Source organism: Buchnera aphidicola (Nippolachnus piri) (assembly GCF_039383305.1).
GTDB classification, from domain to species: domain Bacteria; phylum Pseudomonadota; class Gammaproteobacteria; order Enterobacterales; family Enterobacteriaceae; genus Buchnera_F; species Buchnera_F aphidicola_AZ.
Genome location: NZ_CP135009.1, coordinates 155,752 through 180,104, shown reverse-complemented (window position 1 = coordinate 180,104; position 24,353 = coordinate 155,752). Strand labels below are relative to the sequence as shown.

The following is a 24,353-nucleotide window of genomic DNA, read 5'->3' as shown; positions in this document are numbered from 1 at the left end:
TAATTAATATTGAATTTCTAAATAACCTAACCGAGAAAATTCAAATAAATTACGCATTAAAGTATTAGTTAAAAATAATTTCCAAGAAGTAGAAAATAATGGATGTGTATATGAAAAATTTTTTACAAATATAAAATTTACAGAAATATTACCTAAATTATTATCTTGAAATAATTTTAATAAAAAATTTAATATATCTTGAATATTTAAAATATTAAATTTTATACTAATAAAAATTTTTCTTATATTTTGATTACGAAAAGTTTCTAAATCTATTATATTTTTTGCTATAATTCGATAACAATTTTTAAAAATATCAAAATTTAAAATACCCGTTACTAAAATAATGACGTCTCTTTTTAATACATTTTTTGAAATATTAAAAGGGATGTCAAATAATACAACATCTAAAGTATTAAAAGAGTCATCAATAACTAAAGAATAAATTTTTTTTTTTTTTAAAGAATAATTTATTTTAATAGATTCTATAATTCCTGCCACAGTAATATATTTTTTATTTTTTTTTTCTATACAATCTTTTAAAAATACATTTTTAGTATAAATCATTAATTCTTTTAAAAAAATAGAAATAGGATGTCCAGTTAAATAAAATCCTAAAGTTTCTTTTTCCCATAAATAATAATATTCCATATTTATCAAATTTTTTATCTTATTTTTTGAAAAAATCTGAGAATCCTGCAAACAAAAAATATTTTTTAAAGAATGTTGAGAACCAAATAAATTTCTTTGCTTAGAAGTACGAAATAAAATATATTGTTTAGCTACTTTCATAAAATATTCTATTTTATAAAATAACTCAAATCTACAAATTTTAAAACTATCGCAAGCACCAGACATTATTAATCTTTCAAAAACTCGACGAGTAAAATTTTTCGAAACAGTACGAATACATAAATCTAAAAAATTTTTAAAAGGTTTTTTTCCATTTTTTCTTTCTTTTTGAATAATGTCTATAGAAGATTTCCCTAAACCTTTAATAGCTCCTAAACCATAAACAATATTATTGTTTTTATCTACAAAAAAATTCCAACAACTCATATTAATATCTGGAGGAATAATTTTTAAATTCCTTTTTTGAATATCCTTTATTAATATTACAATTTTAATTGTATTTGATAAATCCATATTTAAAGCGGACGCGAAAAACTCTGCAGGATAATTAGATTTTAACCATAATGTTTGATATGATAAAAAAGCATAAGTAGCAGAATGAGATTTATTAAAACCATATGCAGCAAATTTTTCTAATAAATTAAAAATTTTATTAGCTAAAATAGTACAAATTCCATTTTTTTTCGCTCCTATTTCAAAGGAATTTCTTTGAGCAGACATTTCTTTAGGATCTTTTTTCCCCATTGCTCTACGTAAAATATCAGCTTGACCCGGAGTATAATTAGATAAAATTTGAGCTATTTTCATTACTTGTTCTTGATATAAAATAATGCCATATGTAGATTCTAAAATAGGTTTTAATAAAATATGTTGCCATTTTTTATCCGGATATGCTATTTTTTCACAACCTTGTTTACGATTTATAAAATTATCTACCATTCCTGATTGTAACGGACCCGGCCGAAACAATGCTACCAAAGCAATTAAATCTTCAAAAGAATCAGGTTTTAATCTTCTAATTAAATCCTGCATACCTTTAGATTCTAATTGAAAAACAGCAATTGTATCTGCTTTTTTTAATAAATTAAAACTTTTTATATCAGATAAACTAATTTTATTAATATTAATTGTTTTTTTTTTTAAACGAATATTTTTTTCATTAACCATCTTAATACAAGAATTAATAATCGTTAAAGTTTTTAATCCTAAAAAATCAAATTTTACTAATCCTACATATTCAATATCATTTTTATCAAATTGCGTTACTTGATTTTTTCCATTCGAATCACAATATAATGGAGCAAAATCAGAAATTTTTGTAGGAGAAATAACTACTCCTCCTGCATGTTTACCGACATTCCGTACTACGCCTTCTAATTTTTTAGCTAAATCAATTAATGTTTTAACATTTAAATCTTCTTTATATAATCTTTCTAATTCTTTCTGTTTTCTGAACGCTTTTCTTAAAGTCATACCTGGATCTAAAGGAACTAATTTAGAAATCTTATTAATAAAACCGTAAGGATAACCTAATACACGACCCACATCACGTATTACAGCTTTAGCCGCCATGGTTCCAAAAGTAATAATTTGAGCTACTGAGTTTCTACCATATTTTTCAGAAACATGTTCAATAACTAAATCTCTTTTTTCCATACAAAAATCAATATCAAAATCAGGTAAAGAAACTCGATCAGGATTTAAAAATCTTTCAAATAATAAATCAAATTTTAAAGGATCTAATTCAGTAATTTGTAAAACATAAGCAACTAAAGAACCAGATCCAGATCCCCTACCTGGGCCAACTGGAATATCATTATTTTTTGCCCAAAGAATAAATTCCATAACAATTAAAAAATAACTAATAAATCCCATTTTTTTAATAACAGAAACTTCATATGATAATCTTATATCATATGGGATACGCAATTTTTGGCGCACAGATACAACAGGAAATATTTCTTGTAATCTTTTTTCTAATCCTTCAGAAATTTTTTGTAAAAAAAATTGTAATATATTCATACTACCAGTGTCAAAAACAGGTAAAAAATATTTTCCGGTAAGTATAATCACATTACAACGTTTTGAAATTTCAACACTATTTCGTAAAGCATCTGGAAAATCTTTAAATAAATCACATATCTCTTTTTCACTTTTTAAAAATTGTTCTTTAGTATATGTATAAGAAAATTTAGAATCAGAAATAATTTTACGTTGATAAATCGCAATACGTATTTTATGTACTTTATAATCTTTTTTTTTTAAAAAAGATACTGGATTCGTTACCACTAAAGGAATATTAAATTTTTTTGAAATATATTTAATTTTTTCTAAATATTCTTCTTCACGAAAATTCTTAATTCTAGAAATTTCTAAAAAATAAGAATTATCAAAATACTTTTTAAAATATTGAAAATTTTTTTTTATTAATTTTAAATCATTATATAAAATACATTTAGCTATATCTCCTTCAATACCCCCTGATAATATAATAATTCCTTCCCGATATTTTTTTAAATTTTTAAAAGTAATAACAGGACCCAAATTTTCTTGATATCCTTTTTGATAAGATTTTGATAACAAGATAATAATATTTTGATAACCAACTTGATTAGCGGCTAATAAAGTCATTCTAAAAAAATAATTTTTTATAATATTAGAAAGAAATGTAAAATCTACTCCAATAATAGGTTTAATACCTGATAGACGCGCAAAATGATAAAATTTTATTACACCATATAAATTATTAATATCTGTTAATCCTAAAGCAACCATTTTTAAAGAAACAGCACGTTGTACTAATACTTCAGGTTTTGATAATCCATCTATCATAGAATAATCACTATGTGTACGTAAATGTACGAAATTTACTTTTTTCATAATTTTCCTAATAATACTTTAATATTTAAAAAATAAATTCCCCTAAATTATATATTAAAATACTTAAACATTCTGAAATTAAAAATTTTTTTAATTTATATATTTACAAAAAATATTTTTTTTAAAAATTAAAATTTCTTTTGAACTAAAATTAACGTAGTTGTAAACACTAATTTTTTCTTTACAAAAATAGATCCATAAAATTTATATGCTGTAAAATTAAAATTTTTTAAAAAAATTTTGATAATTAATTGAGCTTCGGGTATTACCATTTGCTTAAATTTTGCTGAAATTACACTACCTAAACAATAAAAAATATCTTTCGAAATTTTAGGATTACTTATAGATAGTAATAATCCACAGGACTGAGCTACTAACTCCAAAAGTAAAAAACCAGGATATATTATTTTTTTTGGAAAATGCCCTAAAAAATCATTTTTAGACATATTACTAACAGCTACTAAAGAAAAATTAGAAGAATATTCTAATATTTGATCCACTAACAAAAATGGATGCCGATGTGGCAAATATTTTAAAATATCTTTAATAAAATAATTATACATTTTTTATCACTTTTTAAAAAAAATAAAATCACGAATTATTCATATGATTTTTTTATCCAACTTTTAAAAAGTATATGAATTATTTTTCTTAAAAATTTTATAAAATAAATTCATATGAAAAATATTCGTGAATTTTTTATTTATTTCTATAAATTTATATATTATTTGAAAACATTATAACAAAACTATATATCTTCATTTATAGAATTTTCATTGACATAATGAAACACAGATTTAGAAAAAGTAAATTTTATAGGACCTAAAGGTGAAAACCAACGTGTAAAAAAACCAGCCATAACAGTCATACTATGTGGATTCAATTGATGATAAGTTCCATCTTTTACAATTTGCATATCATATGTAGTTTCAAGATTCCAATTTGAAGTACATTCTGTAAATATAGAAAATTGAAAATTTCGAAATAACGGAATAGGAAATCTTAAATGCGGAAATAAAATTTCTGCTTTAATTTGAGTTAAAAAATCCAAAAATAATACCGGTTGAATTTTATTTTTTTGAACTTCTAAAGATTTATCTTCAGATTCTGAACTAGATATAATATCAGAATTTAAGACTTCAGGAACAACAGTTGTAGTATCTATTGATGGAGTCGTTAAATCTTTTACTATCATAGTAAATTCAGCATTTTCTGGTTCTGTAACTTCAGGAATTACTGTTGTAGTAATTTCTGGTTCAATATTTTGAACAATTTCTTCTTTTTCTTCTTCTGGTATAATTTCAGGTTCAACTTTAAATAAATCTTTTAAAAAATTAATTCCAAATTTAAAATTTGCACAACCATGTAATATAATATTATTTTTATCCAATATAGGAATATATTTTTCAAGATTAATTGCAAAATTATGATATAACTCTGTAGAAGCCGGTAAATTAAATTGCCCAAAAAATCTAAAAAGATTACCAGTTTCAGGACACACTGTAGGAAATAATGTATTATAATCAAATGCAGTACGTACAAAAAAATTTTTTACATAATTATGTGTATTAAAATATTTTTGTATAACATCAGTATAAAAAGAACCTCGTAATTTTACAGTAGGAATATTTAAATTTAAATTAAAATTTTTAGTATTAATATATCCTAAAGATAATAACATTTGTTTATGATTACGTTTTTTAGTTCTAAGTTGTATTTCACTACCTACATCATTTTGTAAAATATTAGAAGATAAAAAATATTGATTTTTTAAAGTATGATAAAATATATGATATTGTAATAAATAATTTTTAAAAAATATTGAAGGAGCAGAAATATTCATATCACCTTTTATAGAATCTGGACCTTTCCAAATATTTCCTTTTAATTTCCAACCAGTACCAAAAATATTTTTTTTCCATCCTAATAAATGTAATTTTAATCCTTCTTGAAAATTATATTCAGAAGAAAAATCACAATTTCTTCTATTCTCTTCTTTTAATATAAAAAATACATTAATTTTATTAGAATTTTTAAAAATAGGAACATGTTTAATAGAAACACTTTCAAAAAATCCAGTCTTTAAAAAATTCAAGCAACATTTTTTCAAAAGACTAAAATCATAGTAACGATTTATATATTTTTGTAAAATTTTACGTAAAAAAATTTCTTGTGAGTATGTAGCACCATGAAAAAAAATTTTATTAAGAAAATATTGTTTATCTTTTTTTAAATAAAAATAAAAATTTATTTTTTTATAATTTATGTCTTTTAAAATTTTAGTTTTTAAAAAAACTTTAGCATATCCAAATTTTAAAAAAAGATTTTTAAGTTTTTTTTTGAGAACACAAATATTTTTTAAATTATATGATGAATTATACTTTTGTTGAAATTTTTTTAAAATTTTTTTTAAATTTTTTAAAAAAAAAGGATCTTTTATACCTAAAATTTCCATTTTACCATATTCATATAAAGCACCTTCTTGAATTCTAACTTGAATATCAGTCAAAAATAAATTTTTAGGGCTCACTGAATATACAGGAAAAATTTGGCAATCTAAATAACCATGCATATGGTATAACTTTAATAAATTATCTAAATGTTTTTTAAATTTATTAGGCGCGTAAATAGATTTAGAAAAAAAATTAAATAACCAAAATGGTTTATTTTTTAACAAAATTTCTTTAATTTGCGTAGTAGAAAAATGAGTATTTCCTGAAATCTCTAAACTAGAAATACGAGAAATTTTTCCTTCTTTAATCATTACATTAACTTGTACTCGATCACTTGAAACTGGGACACCTACAATTTCAACACAACAGTTTAAAAACCCATTTTGATAATAAATATCTTTTATATGTTTAATAAATTTTTGTACTTGTGAATAAGAAAAAATTTTACTTTCTAAAATATCAAAATTTTTCATCATATCTAAAAGAGATTGATTAGAAAAAAAATTATTTCCTAAAAAAGTAATTTTTTTAATTAATTGAATTTTTGTATCCAAATTTTTAGAAATTATTTTAGATTGAAAATTTTTTGATAATATTTTTTTTTTCTCATTTAAAATATTTTTTGAATTTGGAAAAAATTTTCTTTTTAAAATATTTGACGAAATTGGATAATCATTCATCTTTTTTGATATAGATATTTGAAAATTTTTTGAAAAATTTGGAACATTATAATCTATATTAGACTGAAATTGAGAAGCTTCAGCTAAAGAAAAAAATAATAAGCATACCAAACTAAATTTTTTAAATAACATATTTATACTATCTATCCTTATTATACTAATGAATGGAAATTTAATACAATTATAAATAAAATATTTTTTTTTAAAATCAATCGCATACATAAAAAATATTATATTTTATATAAAAATATAATATTAAAAAATTTAAAAAATTAAATTTTTTTATTTAATTTAAATAATAATATTTTATTCTAGTCATAAATTTTACTCAAGATGTATTATACAAATAACACTCAAATTATAAACATTCTATTACTAAAAATTTCATTAAAAATAATTTATGTAATATTCTTAATATTCTTTAAATACTTCAAAAATCATCATTCTTTAAAAATTTAAAAACTATAAAATTTAGTTATATGATTTTAAAAATTTTAAAAAATATTGTTTTTTGAATATTTATATTATAAAAAATTTTTTTTATAAATTATTTTCTTAAAAAATATATAAATCACTTTAAAAAAATATATTTTTTTTAAAAAAATTTTTTAAATCTTAAAATGTTTTTAAATAAATATCATTTAACATTTTTTAAAATATATAACTTTTTTAAAAAAAAATCTTAAAAATACATTAATTTTTTAACTAAAGTTAAAAAACTAAATTTTCATTAATTCTTTAGTTTTTAAGAGCACAATAGAATCAATTTTTTTCATAAAAAAATTTGTTTTTTTTTGAATCTCTATTTGAAAAATATAAAAACAATCTTTTGTAACTTCTTTATTTTTTAATAATTTTTTTATTTTTTCTTTTCCTTCTCTTCTTAAATTACGAATAAAAATTCGTGTATTTTCAGCATCATTTTTTATAATTCTAATTAACTCTAATCTTCGATCTTCAGTTAAAGGGGGCATATACACACGAATATCAGAACCTTCAGAAATAGGATTCATTCCTAAATTTGAACTAAAAATCGATTTTTTAATCATAGGAATTATTGAATTATCAAAAACTGTAATTTTTAAAGTTTGAGAATCTTGAACAACAATATTAGATAATTTTTTTAAAGGAGTTACAGTACCAAAATAATTAATTGTAATGTTTTCTATTAAATCTGGAGAAATTGTATTAGTTCTTATTTTTTTTAAATCTTTCTGAAATAAATTTACACAATTATTCATACGTATATGTAAAAAATTTTTTATTTTATTTAACATAATTAATTTTCCTAATTGTCTAAATACATTTTTAAAAAAAATATTAAAAAAAATTTTACATGTTTAATATATATAAAATTAAATTTAACATAACATTCGAAAAATCATCCAAAAAATATTTTTTTTTATATTTTTTTAAAATATTATTATATTTTATTTTTTAAAAAATAATAAAAATTATTTATCTTTTAATGAAACATAAATAAATTCTTTAATAATAAAATTTTTATTTTTTAAAAAATTTTTTACAGTTTCTTTATTACTAAAAATAAAATTTTGTTCTAATAAAGTATATTCATTTTGAAATTTTTTCATACGACCTTTCACAATCTTTTCTAATAAAAAAGATTTTTTTCCTGTTTTTTTTGCTAACTCCATCTGTACATTATATTCTCTTAAAAAAACTTCAGATGGAATCGAATCCTTTTGTAAATATAAAGGATGTGAAGCTGCAATATGCATAGCTATTTTTTTTCCTAATTCTAAATTTTCTGCATTTAAAACAGAATTCCATTTTAATAACACGCCAATACGACCACTATGAATATAGGCGCTTACATATTCTCCTTTTAGAAAATAAATTTTTTTCAAAGTAATATTTTCTTTTACTTTATTAATTAAAGCAATAATTTTTTTATCAAAAAACTTTCGTATTTCTTTTAATTCAAAAATAAAATTTTCTCCAGCATATTTTACTATTTCATTACCTAAAGTTATAAACAAATTATTTTTTACAACAAAATCTGTTTCAGCATTTAATTGTATTAATATAGATACCATATAATTACAATATAAAAAAATTTTTCCAATTTTAGGTTCTTTAATACTTTTTTTTAATGCTACACAAATCCCTGAAGTTCTTAAATAATCTAAAGATTTTTGAAAATCTCCATTTGCTTTTATTAAAGCTTTTTTACAATCTAATAAACCAGAACCTGTTTTCTCTCTTAACTTCCTGATTAAAGTAATATTTATTTTTTTCATAAATTAATACTCTTTTAATTAAAAAAAATTAAAAAATTAATGATGTTTGTTGTATTTGATCAATTTTTAAAAATTCTGAAACAATTTTTAAATATAATTTAATAGCGCGAATAGCATCATCATTACCTGGAATTATAAAATCTATTCCATCTGGATTAGAATTAGTATCTACAATTGCAAAAACTGGTATTCCTAAATTATTAGCTTCTTTAATAGCAATATGCTCATGAGTTGCATCAATCACAAAAATAGCATCTGGTAATCCCCCCATATTTTTAATTCCTCCTAAACTTTTTTCCAAATTTTTCATTAATCTAAATTTTAATAATACTTCTTTCTTAGTAAGTTTTTCAAATGTACCATCTTTTGATTGAATATCTAAATCTTTTAAGCGTTTAATTGATTGACGGACTGTTTTCCAATTTGTTAACATACCACCTAACCAACGATGATTAACATAAAATTGTTTGCAAAAAATTGCAGACGATTTTACAATTTTATTAGCAGATTTTTTAGTTCCTACAAATAAAATTTTTCCTTTATTTAAAGAAATTTTTTTTAATTCTTTTAGAGCATTTTTAAATAAAGGTACTGTTTTTTCTAAATTAATAATATGAACTTTATTACGTATCCCAAAAATAAATGGTTTCATTTTTGGATTCCAATATCTAGTTTGATGCCCAAAATGAGCGCCCGCTTTAATAAAACTTTTCATAGAAAAATTTTCCATTAAACTTTCTCCTTTTAAATTAATAAACTATACATAAATCTTTTTATAGAAAAATAAAAAATATTTTTTTTAAAAAATATTATTATAAAAATATTTTAAAAACATTTAATCTTAAAATTTTTAAACTTTTAATTATAAATTCTTATTTAAAATATTATTCTCAAGAAGATCAACTAAAAAATTTATTAAATATTTTTTTTAAAAATACATGTTAATATATTCTTAATAAATAATATATAAATCTTTTAAAAAAATGCATATTAAATACTTTTATACTCATAAAGAACTTTAAAAATGTTAATAAAAAATAAAATAGATATTCAAAATATGAAAATAGCTGGAAAAATCACAGCTGATACATTACAAATGATTACAAAATATATACAACCAAATATTAGTACAAATGAAATTAATAATATTTGTCATCAATATATTATCAAAAAAAAAGCTATACCAGCATGTTTAGGATATCAAGGTTTTCCAAAATCTATATGTATTTCTAAAAATGAAATTGTCTGTCATGGTATCCCTAATAAAAATATTTTTTTAAAAAATGGAGATATTGTAAATATTGATATAGCTGTTATAAAAAATGGATATTATAGTGACGCTTCTAAAATGTATTTTGTAGGAAAAATTTCTGAAAAAAATAAAATATTATGTAAAATAACACAAAAAAGTTTATATTTAGCATTGTCTCATATTAAACCTGGAATTTTTTTAAAAGAAATTGGAGCAATAATACAAAACTATGTAGAAAAAAAAAATTTTTTTATTGTAAAAGAATATTGCGGACATGGTATTGGAAAAAATTTTCATGAATTACCGCAAGTATTGCATTATAAAAATTTTGAAAATAATATTATTTTACAAGAAGGAATGACTTTTACAATTGAACCTATGGTAAATATTGGTACTTCTCAAACAAAAATTTCAAAAGATGGATGGACCGTAAAAACTTTAAATAATAAATGCTCTGCACAATATGAACATACTATTTTAGTTACAAAAACAGGATGTGAAATATTAACTTGGCAAAAAAATGAAAAAATTACCTCTCATTTATATAATATTTAAAATATTTTATATTTTAAAAAAAAATATCTTATATATATTACTACATTTTAAAAGATGTAGAAATATTTATTAAAAAATTTTTAAAAATATTTTATATTATTATTTTATATAAGGATTATATAATAACATGATTAAATTAAAAAAAAAAATTGAAAAAATTTTTTACGAAAAAAAAAAAAATAAAAATTACATAATTTCAGTAAAAGAAAAAAAAAATATTGAATCTGTAATTGATTATCTTAATATAGGAAAAATTCGAGTTGCAGAAAAAATTCAAAATTCCTGGAAAACTAATCAATGGATTAAAAAAGCAGTATTATTGTATTTATCTAATAAAAAAAATCATGTTATTAAAACACTACATGATACATATTATGATAAAATTCCTTTAAAATATTCTAATTATAATAAACTAAAATTTTTAAAAGACTCGGTACGTATTGTACCGAATGCAACTGTAAGATTTGGATCTTTCATTGAAAAAAATGTAATTATAATGCCTAGTTTTATTAATATAGGTGCATATATCGGGCAAAATACTATGATTGATACCTGGGCTACTGTAGGATCATGTGCGCAAATAGGAAAAAATGTTCATTTATCTGGTGGTGTAGGTATTGGTGGTGTCTTAGAACCTATCCAAAATAATCCTACTATTATTGAAAATAATTGTTTTATTGGTGCTCGTTCAGAAATTGTTGAAGGAGTTATCGTCGGAAAAGGATCTGTAATTTCAATGGGAGTTTACATTGGACAAAGTACAAAAATTTATGATAGAGAAAAAAATTTAATTTCGTATGGAAAAATTCCTAAATATTCTGTTGTTGTACCAGGATCTATTGTTACAAAAAATAAAAATATACAATTATATTGCGCTGTAATTGTAAAAAAAGTAGACAAAAAAACATTACAAAAAACAGAACTAAATTCTTTATTACGTGAAAAACAAATTTTGTATAACGTTTCATAAAATATAAAATTTTTCAATAAAAAATACAATATATCTATAATCCGCTTTTTAAGCGGATTCGTTTTCTAATAAAAATTTTGTTTTATAAAAAAAAATAAAAAATTTTCAAAAATATTTCTTTCTAAAATTAAAAAAAACAATTTTTATGAAATAAATTATAAATTTTATAAAAATTTTTCAAAAAAAAATAGAATTTTTTATTAAAAATATTTTATTTATATAATCAATATTTTGTATAAAAAAATATTTTATATTTTTTTATTAACTTTAAGGTATTATATAATGATTTTATTATCTGGCGCAGAAATGGTTATTCAATCTTTAATCGATTTAAAGATTCAAAAAATTTTTGGATATCCTGGAGGAGCAATTTTAGATATTTATGATGCTTTTAAAACTTTACAATGTAAAAAAATACAACATATTTTAGTTCGCCATGAGCAAGCTGCTGTTCATATGGCTGATGGATATGCTAGAGCAACAGGAAAAATAGGGGTAGTATTGGTTACTTCAGGTCCTGGAGCCACAAATTCTATTACAGGTATTGCAACAGCATATATGGATTCTATTCCATTATTAATTATTTCTGGACAAGTAGCTTCTAATTTAATTGGATCAGATGCATTTCAAGAATGTGATATGATAGGTATTTCTCGTCCTATTGTAAAACATAGTTTTTTAATTAAAAAAACTATTGATATTCCTAATATCTTGAAAAAATCTATATTATTAGCCACAACAGGAAGACCAGGACCTATTGTTATAGATTTACCAAAAGATATTTTAAATCAAAAAATTAAAAAAAAATATTATTTTTCAAAAAAAAATGATATTAAAAAATATTTTTATTTAAAAAAAATCTCTTATACAAAAATTAAAAATATAATAAAAATTTTAATAAAAGCTAAAAAACCAATTATTTATGCGGGAGGAGGCATTATACATTCTAATAGTTACAAAGAATTATATAAATTAGCTACTATTTTAAATATTCCCGTTACTTTAACTTTAATGTCTTTAGGGGCTTTTCCGGGAAATCATCCCCAAAATTTATCTATGATAGGAATGCATGGAACTTATTCTGCAAATATGGCAATGCACAATTCAGATGTTATTTTAGCAATTGGTACTCGATTTGATGATCGAACAACAAACAATATAGAAAAATACTGTCCATATGCTAAAATTATTCATATCGATATCGATCCAACTTCAATTTCTAAAACTATACACGCTGATATTCATATTATTGGAGATGCTAAAAAAATATTAAAAAAAATTTTAAAAATAATATACTTAAAAAAATATCATATAGATAAAAAAAAAATAAAAAAATGGTGGAAATCTATTAATACATGGAAAAATAAAAAAAATATAATTTTATCAAAATCTGAAAATATTATTAAACCTCAAAAAATTATTAAAGAATTATATTTATTAACAAAAGGAAAAGCTTATATTGCATCCGATGTCGGACAACATCAAATGTTTACTGCATTATATTATAAATTTCATAAACCAAGACATTGGATTAATTCCGGAGGTTTGGGAACAATGGGTTTTGGATTACCGGCAGCATTAGGTATAAAATTAGCCTTTCCAGAACATCTTGTCATCTGTATTACTGGAGATGGAAGTATTCAAATGAACATACAAGAACTTTCTACTGCAAAACAATATAATTTACCAATATTAATTATAAATTTAAACAATCAATCTTTAGGAATGGTAAAACAATGGCAAGATTTAATATATAATGGAAGACATTCGCATTCATATATGAAATCATTACCAAATTTTATTAAATTATCTCAATCTTATGGACATATCGGAATTTTATTAAAAAAAAAAAAAGATATTCAAAATACATTAAAGAAATCTTTAGAAATAGTAAAAAAAGGATCTTTAGTATTTTTAGATGTGCATATTGATCCTTTAGAACATATTTATCCTATGCAAATAAAAAATGGTGGAATGAACGATATGATTTTTTGTAAATAAGGAATATATTATTATGCAACATGTTTTATTAATTATATTAGAAAATGAAGCTGGAGCATTATCACGTGTTATTGGATTATTTTCTCAAAGAGGTTATAATATTGAAAAATTAACTGTTATTCCTACTCATACAAAATTATTGTCTAATATCACTATTTATACGTCAGGAAATTTAAATATTATTCAACAAATTAAAAAACAACTAAAAAAATTAATTAATGTAATTAAAGTTACACAAATAAAATATTCTGATTATATAAAACAAGAAATTCTCTTAATAAAAATTTTAATCAAAAACGAAATTATTAAAAAAAAAATTACAAAAATCTTAAATAAATATAATGGAGAAATCATACATATCAGAAATAATATATACATAATAAAATTTTCTGACACTATATCTAAAATTCAAAAAATTTTTTATAAGATTAAAAAAAAAATTAAAATTTTAAAATATATAAATTCCGCAATATTTGAAATTTAATTTTTAAACAATATTTAAAAATTTAAAAATCCTTTTAAATTAACATTTTTATAAAAAAGAAAAAATATGCAACATATACCAGTTTTACTAACAGAAACTATCCAATCTCTAAAAGTTCAAAAAAATGGAATTTATATAGATGGGACCTTTGGAAATGGAGGTCATACAAAAGAAATTTTAAAAAATTTAGGAAAAAAAGGTATGATATTAGGTATAGACACCGACCCTCAAGCATATCAAATAGGAAAAAAAATTTTAGATCCTCGATTAATTTTAATTAATGATAAATATTCTAATATTCAAAAACATATATTAAACTATAATCTAAAAAAAAAAATTAATGGACTAATTTTGGATCTTGGAATTTCATCTTTTCAACTTGATAATCCCAAAAGAGGATTTTCTTTTCAAAAAAAAGGACCTTTAGATATGAGAATGAATCCTCAAATTGGTATATCTTTATTACAATTATTAAATAAAATTTCAGAAAAAAAACTTACAAAAATATTATATAAATTTGGAAATGAAAAATATTCAAAAAAAATTGCTTTTGAAATCTTTAAACATCATAAAAAAAAACCCATTTCAAATACATTAGAATTAGCTGAAATTATTAAGAAAACTATACCCTTCAAAAATATGTTAAAACATCCTGCTACTCGAACCTTCTTAGCATTAAGAATATTTCTAAATCAAGAAATAAAAGAACTAAAAAAGATCTTAAAAATATCTTTAAAAATTTTAAAACCAGGAGCTATATTATCGATTATTAGCTTTCATTCTATAGAAGACCGAATTGTCAAAAAATTTTTTAAAAAAAATAGTTCTGCTATTGAAATTCCAATGGGTTTACCAATTAATGAATTACAATTAAAAAAAAAAAATAAAAAAAAAATAAAAAATATTCAACGTATTAAACCTACAAAATTAGAAATAATTAATAATAAACGCGCTAGAAGCGCAATTTTAAGAACTGCAGAAATTTTATAATTTTTTATAAATTATTAAATTTTTTAAAAAAAAATCTTAAAAAAAATGTTTAAAAAATATTTATTAGTTAAATTAAATATCATTAAAAAATTCTAAAAAAAATATTTTTTTATATTTTTTTAGATATGATAAAATCTTTATATTAATTTTTTTTTATAAAATTTTAAAAAATATATCAAAATAATAAAATAAAATTTTAAATAATTCAAAAATTAATCAAAATTTAGAAATTTAAAAAATGCCAAATTTTTTTTAAAAAAAATATTATAATAAAATTTTTATAAAAAATATAAATTATGTAATAATTATTTTTTTTAAAAATACAAAACATCTAATACCTAAACTATCAAATAAAATATTAATATACAATATATAGAATATAACATTATAATACTCTAGCTAAGGCTACAGAACATGATAAGTACCATAAAAAAAAAGTTGATTGCAGGATTAGAAATTGGCGCAACAAAAATTTCTATTTTAATTGGAGAAATCTTAGAAAAAAATCGTATCACTATTATTGGTTTCGGAACTTCTCCCACTCAAGGAATATATCAAGGAATTATTAATAACCTAGAAAAATTAGTAGAGTGTATAAAAAAATCTTTATATAAAGCCGAAAAAATGGCAAATTGTAAAATTAAATCTATTTATTTAGCTTTATCAAATAAAGAAATAAAATGTCAAAATGAAATTGGAATTGTTCCAATCTTATCCGGTGAAGTAACAAAAGAAGATATTAAAAATGTTATTAAAACAGCTAAATCTGTTAAAATACAAAATAATCATCATATTTTACATGTTATACCCCAAGATTATGAAATTGATCAACAAAAAGGTATTCATAATCCTATTGGATTATCTGGAATGCGCATGAAAGCTAATGTACATTTAATTACAACCGATTGTCATATTAAGAAAAATATTATTAAAGCAATAGAAAAATGTAAAATACGAGTAAAAAAAATAATTTTTTCTGGACTAGCTTCTAGCCAATCAATTTTAACTTCTGAAGAAAAAAATTCTGGTGTATGCATGGTAGATATTGGAGGTGAAATTATTGATATAAATATTTACACTTCAGGAATTTTAAGACATAGCGCTGTAATTCCTTATGCTGGAAATTTAGTTACTAACGATATTGCATATGCATTTTCTTTAACATTTTCTGAAGCAGAAAAAATTAAAATAAAATATGGAAGTTTATTATCTTCTTTATTAAATACACCAACAACTTTTGAAATACCAAGATATAACGAGCAAAAAAAACAAAGCTTTCATCAAAATTCATTAATAGAAGTTATAGAACCACGATATTTAGAATTACTTAACTTAATAAATTGTGAAATCTTAAAAGTAACATCTTTACAAAATCACCATTTTTTAAACAATAAATTAAATTCAGGTATTATTTTTACTGGTGGAGCTGCTAAAATTCCAAATTTAAATATTTTTTCTGAAAGAATTTTTAACAATAAAGTACAAATTCGAAATTCACAAAATATTTTAGAAATACCAAAAGAAATTATGTCTCCTGAATATTCTACTACAATAGGATTACTTATACAAAGTAAAAATGATCAAAAATTTTCTCCTATTATTTCTCAAAAATATGGATTTTTTAAAAAATGGTTACAAAAAATTAATAATTGGTTTAAAAAAGAATTTTAAAATTATTTTTTTAAAAATTTATTTTCTTCTTATATTAAGGAATTTAAAATGTTTGAACCTGTAGAATTTAATCATGAACCTATTATTAAAGTTATTGGGATAGGAGGAGGAGGTAGTAACGCAGTAGAACATATGGTACGAGAAAAAATTGAAGGTGTAGAATTTTTTGCTGTTAATACAGATGCTCAAGCATTACGTACAATTGAAGTAGGTCAAACTATTCAAATAGGAAATAGTATTACTAAAGGTTTAGGTGCCGGAGCTAATCCCGAAGTAGGACGTACATCTGCAGAAGAAGATAAAGAAATATTAAAAAAATCTTTAGAAGGAGCAGATATGATTTTTATTGCAGCCGGAATGGGAGGAGGAACAGGTACAGGAGCTGCACCCGTAATAGCGGAAGTAGCTCGAGAACTAGGAATATTAACTGTAGCTGTAGTCACTAAACCATTTAGTTTTGAAGGAAAAAAAAGAATGTTATTTGCAGAACATGGATTAAAAGAACTTTCTAAATATGTAGATTCTTTAATTATAATTCCAAATGACAAATTATTAAAAGTTTTAGATCAAGGAATTTCTTTACTTGATGCTTTTGGAGCAGCAAATAACATCTTAAAAGGAGCAGTACAAAGTATAGCTGAATTAATTACCAGACCAGGATTAATGAATGTTGATTTTGCAGATGTTCGTACTGTAATGTCTGAAATGGGATATTCTATGATGGGAACTGGAACATCTTCTGGAGAAAAAAGAGCTGAAGAAGCTTCTGAAATAGCAATTTCAAGTCCTTTATTAGAAGATATAGATTTATCTGGTGCACGTGGAATTTTAGTTAATATTACCGCAGGATTTGATTTACGATTAGATGAATTTGAAATAGTTGGAAATACTATTCGTTCTTTTTCATCTGACAATTCAACAGTAGTAATAGGAACCTCTTTAGATCCTAAAATGGAAAATACTTTACGAGTAACTGTTGTTGCAACTGGCATTGGAATGGAAAATGGATCTGAAATTACAGGATTACAAAATACACATATGCATACCAATTCAAAGAATATTTATAAAAATTCAGAAGAAAATTCAGAATTGGAAATCACAAAAAATGCTTCTAATTTTAAACAATCAAATACATCAATATACAATAATCAACATGAAAAATCTTTTTTAAATATTCCAGCATTTTTAAGAAAAAAAAAATAAAATATAAAAAAAAATTTTTAAAATTTATATTACTGGGTTATCTGTATTAATTATTTTTTAATTAAGAAACTTTTTAAAACAGTTAACCCAGATATAATAAAAATAAAATTTTTTATATCAAAACTTTATTAATTTTTTGTTTTTAAATAAAATCAAATATATATTTTACAAATATATTTTTTATCTTTAAAATAATACTTATAATCTTAAAAATAGAAAATTAAAATGAATAAACAATATAATTCTTTCATAAAATGTACAAATTCTGCTAAAAAACAAATTAGAAAACTTTTAAATACTAAAAATAATACTAAATTTAAATTACGAATTTATATTACAGGAGGAGGTTGTAGTGGATTTCAATACGGTTTCAAACTTGACAAAAAAAAAAATAAAGATGATATTATTAGTACTAATATAAATAATGCTATTATAATAGATTCTATTAGTTTACAATATTTATCAGGAGGAACCTTAGATTTTATAGAAAATTTAGAAGGTTCAAAATTTACTATTTTTAATCCAAACGCAAAAACAACCTGCGGATGTGGACTTTCTTTTAGTATTTAAAATTTTTTAAAAAATTTATAAAAAAAATAATAAAAATTTTTAGAGCAGGAAACTGACCTGCTCCCTATAAATAATTTACAAAAAATTATTCTTAAAAATACTTTTTTAAAAAAAATAATTATTTTAAAAATATTTATATAAAATCCCAATATGTTTATATGACATTTAAAATATCCGTAGCGCACCCTAAAAAACTTTGAGCTGCTAAACTAATTGTTTCTGATAAAGTAGGATGAGGAAAAATTATTAAAGATAAATCTTCTGCGACACAACCCATTTCTATAGAAATACTGATCTGTGAAATTAATTCACCTGCATTACGACCTACAATAATAGCCCCTAAAATTTTATGAGTTTTATTATCAAAAATAATTTTAGTAATACCATTCTGAGCACAATTTGAAGATAAAGCTCTTCCTGAAAATTTCCAAGGAATAGAAATTGCTTTATAATCTAAATTTTTCACTTTAGCTACTTTTTCAGTGATACCTACCCAAGATATTTCAGGATCACAATAAGCTACATTAGGAATTACTAAAGGATTAAAATAATATTTTTTTCCTGAAATCACTTCTGCTGCAATATGAGCTTCATAAATTCCTTTATGAGCCAACATAGGTTGACCAGTTACATCACCAACAGCAAATATATTAGAAATATTAGTACGTAACTGATTATCCACTTCAATAAACCCTAAATCATTAAGTTTAATCGGAAAAATTTCAAAATTCATATTATAAATATTAGGACGTCTACCTATTGCTACTAATATATTATCATATATATTTTTTTTTAAAAAACCATTTACATGTTGAGTACTAACTTCAATGCCTTCATCACTAAATTTCGTATTAAGCATTATTGTTTCTAAAGATATAGAAACTTTTTTTTGAAAATTTTTTAAAAAAAAATCACAAATATCAACATCTAAAAAGGACATAAATTTTTTTGAAGTATCAATAATCTGAATTTTTGCTCCAAAAACTTGATAAATTGTAGCCATCTCTAATCCAATAATACCTGCTCCTACAATTAATAAATTTTTAGGAATTTTAGAAATCTTTAAAGCATCAGTAGAATCCCAAATACGATAATCATCTTCTAAAAAATTTTTTATTTTTACAGGATGTGATCCTGATGCTATAATAGCATAATCAAACATAATATATTGATATTCAAAATTATTAAAAATTTCTATTTTATTTTTTTCAGAAAACTTAGCAAAACCCTTAATTAAAAGAATTTTTCTTTGTTTTAATAAATGGTCTAAACCTTTTAATAAATTAGAAATAATTTTATTTTTCCATTTTAAAATAAATTCTATATTAATATTTTTTTTTTTAGATAAAAAAATTTTTTCTTTTTCTAAAATTTTGATTTCTTTAATTAATTTTGTTAAATATAATAATGATTTTGAAGGAATACATCCTACATTTAAACAAGTACCTCCTAAAACACCATATTTTTCTATTAAAACTACAGATAACCCTAAATCTGCACAACGAAATGCTGCAGAATATCCAGCAGCTCCTCCACCTATAACAACTACATTTGTATGTATAGTTTTTTTCATAATTTATACACTCTGTTAGTTTTTAATAAAAAAAATTCAATTTATAATTAAATATTTTTTTTAAAAAAAATCTCTACTATCTCAAATATTATAATAATAAAAGTCGAATATCAGTAAGGCATTTTTTAAAAAAAACCATAAAACGTACTGCATTTGCACCATCAATAACTCTATGATCATACGACATAGAAAATGGCAAAATTAAACGCGGAACAAATTTACTTGTTATCCAAATAGGCTTAATTTGAGCCTTAGATATTCCTAAAATACCTACTTCAGGAGATTTAATAATTGGTGTAAATCCAGTACCTCCTAAATTTCCTAAACTAGAAATTGTAAAAGTGCCATCTTTCATATCTAATATAGAAATTTTTTTTTTTTGAACTTTATTCGAAAATTTTTTTAATAATTTAGCTATTTCAAAAATATTTTTATTAGGTATATCTTTTAAAACAGGTACTAATAATCCTTCAGAAGATTCCATTGCAATTCCAATATTTATGTTATTATGTAATATAACACTATGATTACTTAAATCTAATGAACTATTAAATAAAGGGAATTTCTTTAAAACAAATCCAATAACTTTAATTATAAATGATAATAAAGTAACTTTAAAATTTTTAATATTTTTAAAATTTTTTAAACTCTCAGAATTACGAAAATTTTCTAATTCTGTAATATCTACTTCATCAAATTGAGTAACATGAGGAATATTTTTCCAATTTTTTAATAAATTATAACCAGATGCTTTTTGTATAGAAGTTAAAAAATAAATATTTTTTAATTTAGAAATATGATTATTATCAGATTTATGATTTTTAATTTTTTTTTTATTAAGATTTTTAAAATTTTGAACATTATGAAATTTTATTAAATCTTCTTTTAAAATACGACCATTACGTCCACTACCTATAATTTTTGATAAATCAATATCTTTTAAATATGCTAATCTACGAATAAAAGGAGAAGCATAAATCAAATTTTTTAAAAAAAATTCTTGATTTAAAAAAAAATTCTTCGAAATATCTTTTACCTTTTTGTTATGAATTTTAACAGAATTTTTAAATTTTTCTGAATTTTTTTTTAAAAAAAAATTTTTTACAATAGAATTTTTATTTTCTTTACATAACATTATTAATGTTCCACAAGAAACAATATCACCAATTTTTACTAAAATTTTTTGAACTTTACCAGATATAGGTGAAGGAATTTCTATAGAAGATTTTTGTCCTTCAACTATTAATAAAATTTTTTCTTTTGATATAATCTCACCTTCTTTAACAAAAATTTCAATAACTTCTACATTTTCTAAACCAATATCAGGGACATAAACTTTTATATTCATAAATATTTCTCTCTTACATTACTCTAGGATTACTTTTTTCTGAAGAAATATCAAAACTTTTAAATGCTTGTAATAAAATTTGAGAATCTATTTTTACTCCTTGTTGAATCAATAAATATAAAGATACACTTACAATATAACCTTCATTAATTTCGAAAAAATTACGTAATTTTTTGCGACTATCTGAACGTCCAAAACCATCAGTACCTAATACATAAAAAAAAGAAGAAGGTATATAAGCTCGTATTTGTTCGGCATAAATTTTCATATAATCTGTAACTGCAACTGTAGGATAATTTTTTAAAACAGAAGTTACATAAGGAATTTTTTGTTTTAAATTAATATTTAAAAAATTCCAACGAGTACAATCTTGACCATTTCGCGCTAATTCAGTAAATGAAGTCACACTATACACATAAGAAGAAATATTATATTGATTCATTAAAATTTTTGCAGCTTTTTTTACAATTCTTAACAAAGCTCCAGATCCTAATAATTGTACTACACCATTTTTTCCAGGAAAATATTTTAATAAATAAATTCCTTGACAAATACCTTTTTGAATTTGAGTAGATAATTTTAAAAAAGGCATACAATAATTTTCATTCATAGTCGTAATATAATAAAAAATATTTTCTTGATTCACACCATACATACGATATAAACCATTATAAATAATAACTATTAACTCATAATGATAAGCGGGATCATATGAAACACAATTAGGAATCGTTAAAGAATAAATATGACTATGACCATCTGCATGTTGTAATCCTTCTCCATTAAGTGTAGTACGTCCAGACGTTGCTCCAATCAAAAAACCTCGGGCTTGTTGATCTCCAGCAGACCATAATAAATCTCCAATTCTTTGAAATCCAAACATAGAATAAAAAATATAAAAAGGAATCATAGGAAAATCATTCGTACTATAAGAAGTAGCTGCAGCTAACCACGAAGAAGCAGCCCCTAATTCATTAATACCTTCTTGTAAAATTTGACCATTTTTTGATTCTCGATAACATAATAATTTCCCTTGATCTTCTGGAATATATTTTTGACCTTGAAAATTATAAATCCCTATTTTTCGAAATAAACTTTCCATCCCAAATGTACGAGCTTCATCAGCAATAATAGGTACAATTCTATCTTTAATAAAATCAAAATTTAATAAAATATTTAAAATCTTAACAAAAGCCATAGTAGTAGAAAAAGGTTTTAAAAAATTTTTTAATAAAGAAGAAAAATCATTTAAAGTAGGTAAACTCAAAATTTCAGAAAATTTTTTTAAACGCTTAGGTAAATAACCGTATAATTTTTTTCGTTGATTATGTAAATATCTAAATTCATCTGAAGAACTAGAAAATTGTAAATATGGAAGTTCTTCAAAATTTATTGATATATTAGAAATTTTTAAATGTTTTGCAAATTTCCTTAAATCAGAAAAATTCATATTTTTAATTTGGTGTGAATTGTTTTTACCTTCAACTAAAGAGCCTAATCCATATCCTTTAATCGTATGTATTAAAATTACAACAGGTTTTTTTTGTATCTTTAATGCCAAATTAAAAGCAGCATAAATTTTTTTTGCATCATGACCGCCATGATTTAAATTCCAAATTTCTTCATTCGTCATATTTTTTACTAATTGAGAAGTTTCAAAATATTTATTAAAAAAATTTTTTCGAATATATTCTCCAGTTTTAGAACGAAATGTTTGGTAATCTCCATCTACAGTTTCAATCATTAACTTTTTTAAAAAATTTAAATGATCTTTTTTTAATAAAATATCCCATTTACTTCCCCAAATAACTTTTATTACATACCATCCGGCTCCTAAAAAAAATTTCTCTAATTCTTGAATAATTTTTCCATTTCCAAATACAGGACCATCTAATCTTTGTAAATTACAATTAATTACAAAAATTAAATTATCTAATTGTTCTCGAGCTGCTATTAATATAGCTCCTTTAGATTCTGGTTCATCCATTTCCCCATCTCCTAAAAAAGCATACACTTTTTGACGAGATGTATCTTTTAAATTTCGATTAAATAAATATTTTAAAAAACGAGCCTGATAAATAGACGAAATAGCACTTAAACCCATAGAAACTGTTGGAAATTGCCAAAAATGAGGCATTAATTTAGGATGAGGATAAGAAGATAAACCTTTTTGATATGATTCTTGACGAAAATAATCTAATTCAGAAGCTTTTAATCGTCCTTCTAAAAACGCTCTAGCATAAATTCCAGGAGAAATATGTCCTTGAAAATATATAAAATCTCCACTATCAAATTCATTAGAAGCTCTAAAAAAATGATTAAAACAAACTTCATAAATAAGAGCTGAAGACTGAAAAGAAGATAAATGACCTCCTAAATCTTTATTTTTTTTAGAAGCTCTTAACACTAACATCACTGCATTCCAACGCACAAAAGAACAAATCTTTTTTTCTAAAACTAAATTTCCGGGATATTTAGGTTCATCATCTAAATGAATGGTATTTAAAAAATTAAACTCCTCAAAATTTAAAATATTTTTATATCCTTTCTTTAATAAAATATTTAAAATTTTATGTATTAAAAAAATAATACGTTCTTTACCATCTTTTAATAAAACATTTTCAACTGATTTAATCCATTCATCCGTTTCTATAGGATCAATATCATGAAAAATATTAGTTATCATAAATAAAATCCTTATATTAATACTTTATCTTCTAAAAATATAATATTTTCTATATAATATATAAACATTATTAAAAAAATTTTATAAATTTTTTAAAAAATATAAAATTTAAAATACTACTCATATATTTTTTTTAAAAATTA

17 protein-coding genes are annotated in these 24,353 nt (G+C 21.8%); 8 read left to right on the top strand and 9 right to left on the bottom strand.

Translation table 11 applies throughout. The features are described from left to right. Nucleotides 1-3 precede the first annotated feature (3 nt). The 6 genes from dnaE to rpsB form a co-directional block, all read right to left on the bottom strand. Nucleotides 4-3,513, bottom strand: coding sequence for a DNA polymerase III subunit alpha (dnaE, locus tag RJT25_RS00770; RefSeq protein ID WP_343126686.1), 3,510 nt, complete (start codon nucleotides 3,511-3,513; stop codon nucleotides 4-6). Between the two features lie 128 nt (nucleotides 3,514-3,641). After that, entirely contained in the window at nucleotides 3,642-4,076 is a 435-nt protein-coding gene (locus tag RJT25_RS00765) for a 3-hydroxyacyl-ACP dehydratase FabZ family protein (RefSeq protein WP_343126685.1), read from the bottom strand. Nucleotides 4,077-4,261: 185 nt separating this feature from the next. After that, nucleotides 4,262-6,778: a POTRA domain-containing protein gene (locus RJT25_RS00760; protein ID WP_343128848.1), complete on the bottom strand. Its 2,517-nt coding sequence runs from the start codon at nucleotides 6,776-6,778 to the stop codon at nucleotides 4,262-4,264. Between the two features lie 587 nt (nucleotides 6,779-7,365). After that, nucleotides 7,366-7,923 carry a ribosome recycling factor gene (frr, locus tag RJT25_RS00755; protein ID WP_343126683.1) on the bottom strand — a complete coding sequence of 186 codons (558 nt, stop codon included), beginning with the start codon at nucleotides 7,921-7,923 and terminating at the stop codon, nucleotides 7,366-7,368. Nucleotides 7,924-8,100: 177 nt separating this feature from the next. Next, entirely contained in the window at nucleotides 8,101-8,907 is an 807-nt protein-coding gene (gene tsf / locus RJT25_RS00750) for a translation elongation factor Ts (RefSeq protein ID WP_343126682.1), read from the bottom strand. A 28-nt stretch (nucleotides 8,908-8,935) separates the two neighbouring features. Continuing rightward, the gene (gene rpsB / locus RJT25_RS00745; RefSeq protein ID WP_343126681.1) at nucleotides 8,936-9,637 is read right to left on the bottom strand and encodes a 30S ribosomal protein S2; all 702 of its coding nucleotides are present in this window, start codon (nucleotides 9,635-9,637) and stop codon (nucleotides 8,936-8,938) included. Between the two features lie 294 nt (nucleotides 9,638-9,931). Here rpsB and map point away from each other — a divergent pair, with 294 nt between their 5' ends. The 8 genes from map to erpA all read left to right on the top strand — a co-directional run bounded on the left by map (nucleotide 9,932) and on the right by erpA (nucleotide 18,603). Beyond that, nucleotides 9,932-10,714: a type I methionyl aminopeptidase gene (gene map / locus RJT25_RS00740; RefSeq protein WP_343126680.1), complete on the top strand. Its 783-nt coding sequence runs from the start codon at nucleotides 9,932-9,934 to the stop codon at nucleotides 10,712-10,714. Between the two features lie 127 nt (nucleotides 10,715-10,841). Beyond that, nucleotides 10,842-11,684 carry a 2,3,4,5-tetrahydropyridine-2,6-dicarboxylate N-succinyltransferase gene (dapD, locus tag RJT25_RS00735; RefSeq protein ID WP_343126679.1) on the top strand — a complete coding sequence of 281 codons (843 nt, stop codon included), beginning with the start codon at nucleotides 10,842-10,844 and terminating at the stop codon, nucleotides 11,682-11,684. A gap of 282 nt (nucleotides 11,685-11,966) precedes the next feature. After that, complete coding sequence (gene ilvB, locus RJT25_RS00730; RefSeq protein WP_343126678.1) at nucleotides 11,967-13,685, top strand: biosynthetic-type acetolactate synthase large subunit; 1,719 nt, start codon at nucleotides 11,967-11,969, stop codon at nucleotides 13,683-13,685. A 13-nt stretch (nucleotides 13,686-13,698) separates the two neighbouring features. Beyond that, complete coding sequence (gene ilvN, locus RJT25_RS00725) at nucleotides 13,699-14,169, top strand: acetolactate synthase small subunit (protein WP_343126677.1); 471 nt, start codon at nucleotides 13,699-13,701, stop codon at nucleotides 14,167-14,169. Nucleotides 14,170-14,235: 66 nt separating this feature from the next. Then, a complete protein-coding gene (gene rsmH / locus RJT25_RS00720; protein ID WP_343126676.1) occupies nucleotides 14,236-15,159 on the top strand; it encodes a 16S rRNA (cytosine(1402)-N(4))-methyltransferase RsmH in 924 nt (307 codons plus the stop codon). Between the two features lie 414 nt (nucleotides 15,160-15,573). Next, the gene (ftsA, locus tag RJT25_RS00715; protein WP_343128847.1) at nucleotides 15,574-16,830 is read left to right on the top strand and encodes a cell division protein FtsA; all 1,257 of its coding nucleotides are present in this window, start codon (nucleotides 15,574-15,576) and stop codon (nucleotides 16,828-16,830) included. A gap of 48 nt (nucleotides 16,831-16,878) precedes the next feature. Further along, the gene (gene ftsZ, locus RJT25_RS00710) at nucleotides 16,879-18,033 is read left to right on the top strand and encodes a cell division protein FtsZ (protein ID WP_343126674.1); all 1,155 of its coding nucleotides are present in this window, start codon (nucleotides 16,879-16,881) and stop codon (nucleotides 18,031-18,033) included. A 225-nt stretch (nucleotides 18,034-18,258) separates the two neighbouring features. After that, complete coding sequence (erpA, locus tag RJT25_RS00705) at nucleotides 18,259-18,603, top strand: iron-sulfur cluster insertion protein ErpA (protein ID WP_343126673.1); 345 nt, start codon at nucleotides 18,259-18,261, stop codon at nucleotides 18,601-18,603. Between the two features lie 154 nt (nucleotides 18,604-18,757). On the opposite strand, the gene lpdA is transcribed toward erpA, so the two are convergent. From lpdA to aceE, 3 genes are all read right to left on the bottom strand, one after another. Further along, on the bottom strand, nucleotides 18,758-20,176 hold the full coding sequence (gene lpdA / locus RJT25_RS00700; protein ID WP_343126672.1) for a dihydrolipoyl dehydrogenase: 1,419 nt from the start codon (nucleotides 20,174-20,176) through the stop codon (nucleotides 18,758-18,760). Nucleotides 20,177-20,264: 88 nt separating this feature from the next. Continuing rightward, nucleotides 20,265-21,524: a 2-oxo acid dehydrogenase subunit E2 gene (locus tag RJT25_RS00695; protein ID WP_343126671.1), complete on the bottom strand. Its 1,260-nt coding sequence runs from the start codon at nucleotides 21,522-21,524 to the stop codon at nucleotides 20,265-20,267. 13 nt (nucleotides 21,525-21,537) lie between these two features. Beyond that, complete coding sequence (gene aceE, locus RJT25_RS00690) at nucleotides 21,538-24,210, bottom strand: pyruvate dehydrogenase (acetyl-transferring), homodimeric type (protein ID WP_343126670.1); 2,673 nt, start codon at nucleotides 24,208-24,210, stop codon at nucleotides 21,538-21,540. Nucleotides 24,211-24,353 lie beyond the last annotated feature (143 nt).

Bases quoted from the DNA above. Each gene is read 5' to 3' on its own strand.
- RJT25_RS00695 (WP_343126671.1), bottom strand. From the start codon at position 21,524: ATGAATATAAAAGTTTATGTCCCTGATATTGGTTTAGAAAATGTAGAA.
- aceE (WP_343126670.1), bottom strand. From the start codon at position 24,210: ATGATAACTAATATTTTTCATGATATTGATCCTATAGAAACGGATGAA.
- ilvN (WP_343126677.1), top strand. From the start codon at position 13,699: ATGCAACATGTTTTATTAATTATATTAGAAAATGAAGCTGGAGCATTA.
- dnaE (WP_343126686.1), bottom strand. From the start codon at position 3,513: ATGAAAAAAGTAAATTTCGTACATTTACGTACACATAGTGATTATTCT.
- rpsB (WP_343126681.1), bottom strand. From the start codon at position 9,637: ATGGAAAATTTTTCTATGAAAAGTTTTATTAAAGCGGGCGCTCATTTT.
- ftsZ (WP_343126674.1), top strand. From the start codon at position 16,879: ATGTTTGAACCTGTAGAATTTAATCATGAACCTATTATTAAAGTTATT.
- ftsA (WP_343128847.1), top strand. From the start codon at position 15,574: ATGATAAGTACCATAAAAAAAAAGTTGATTGCAGGATTAGAAATTGGC.
- tsf (WP_343126682.1), bottom strand. From the start codon at position 8,907: ATGAAAAAAATAAATATTACTTTAATCAGGAAGTTAAGAGAGAAAACA.
- dapD (WP_343126679.1), top strand. From the start codon at position 10,842: ATGATTAAATTAAAAAAAAAAATTGAAAAAATTTTTTACGAAAAAAAA.
- RJT25_RS00765 (WP_343126685.1), bottom strand. From the start codon at position 4,076: ATGTATAATTATTTTATTAAAGATATTTTAAAATATTTGCCACATCGG.
- rsmH (WP_343126676.1), top strand. From the start codon at position 14,236: ATGCAACATATACCAGTTTTACTAACAGAAACTATCCAATCTCTAAAA.
- lpdA (WP_343126672.1), bottom strand. From the start codon at position 20,176: ATGAAAAAAACTATACATACAAATGTAGTTGTTATAGGTGGAGGAGCT.
- RJT25_RS00760 (WP_343128848.1), bottom strand. From the start codon at position 6,778: ATGTTATTTAAAAAATTTAGTTTGGTATGCTTATTATTTTTTTCTTTA.
- ilvB (WP_343126678.1), top strand. From the start codon at position 11,967: ATGATTTTATTATCTGGCGCAGAAATGGTTATTCAATCTTTAATCGAT.
- frr (WP_343126683.1), bottom strand. From the start codon at position 7,923: ATGTTAAATAAAATAAAAAATTTTTTACATATACGTATGAATAATTGT.
- map (WP_343126680.1), top strand. From the start codon at position 9,932: ATGTTAATAAAAAATAAAATAGATATTCAAAATATGAAAATAGCTGGA.
- erpA (WP_343126673.1), top strand. From the start codon at position 18,259: ATGAATAAACAATATAATTCTTTCATAAAATGTACAAATTCTGCTAAA.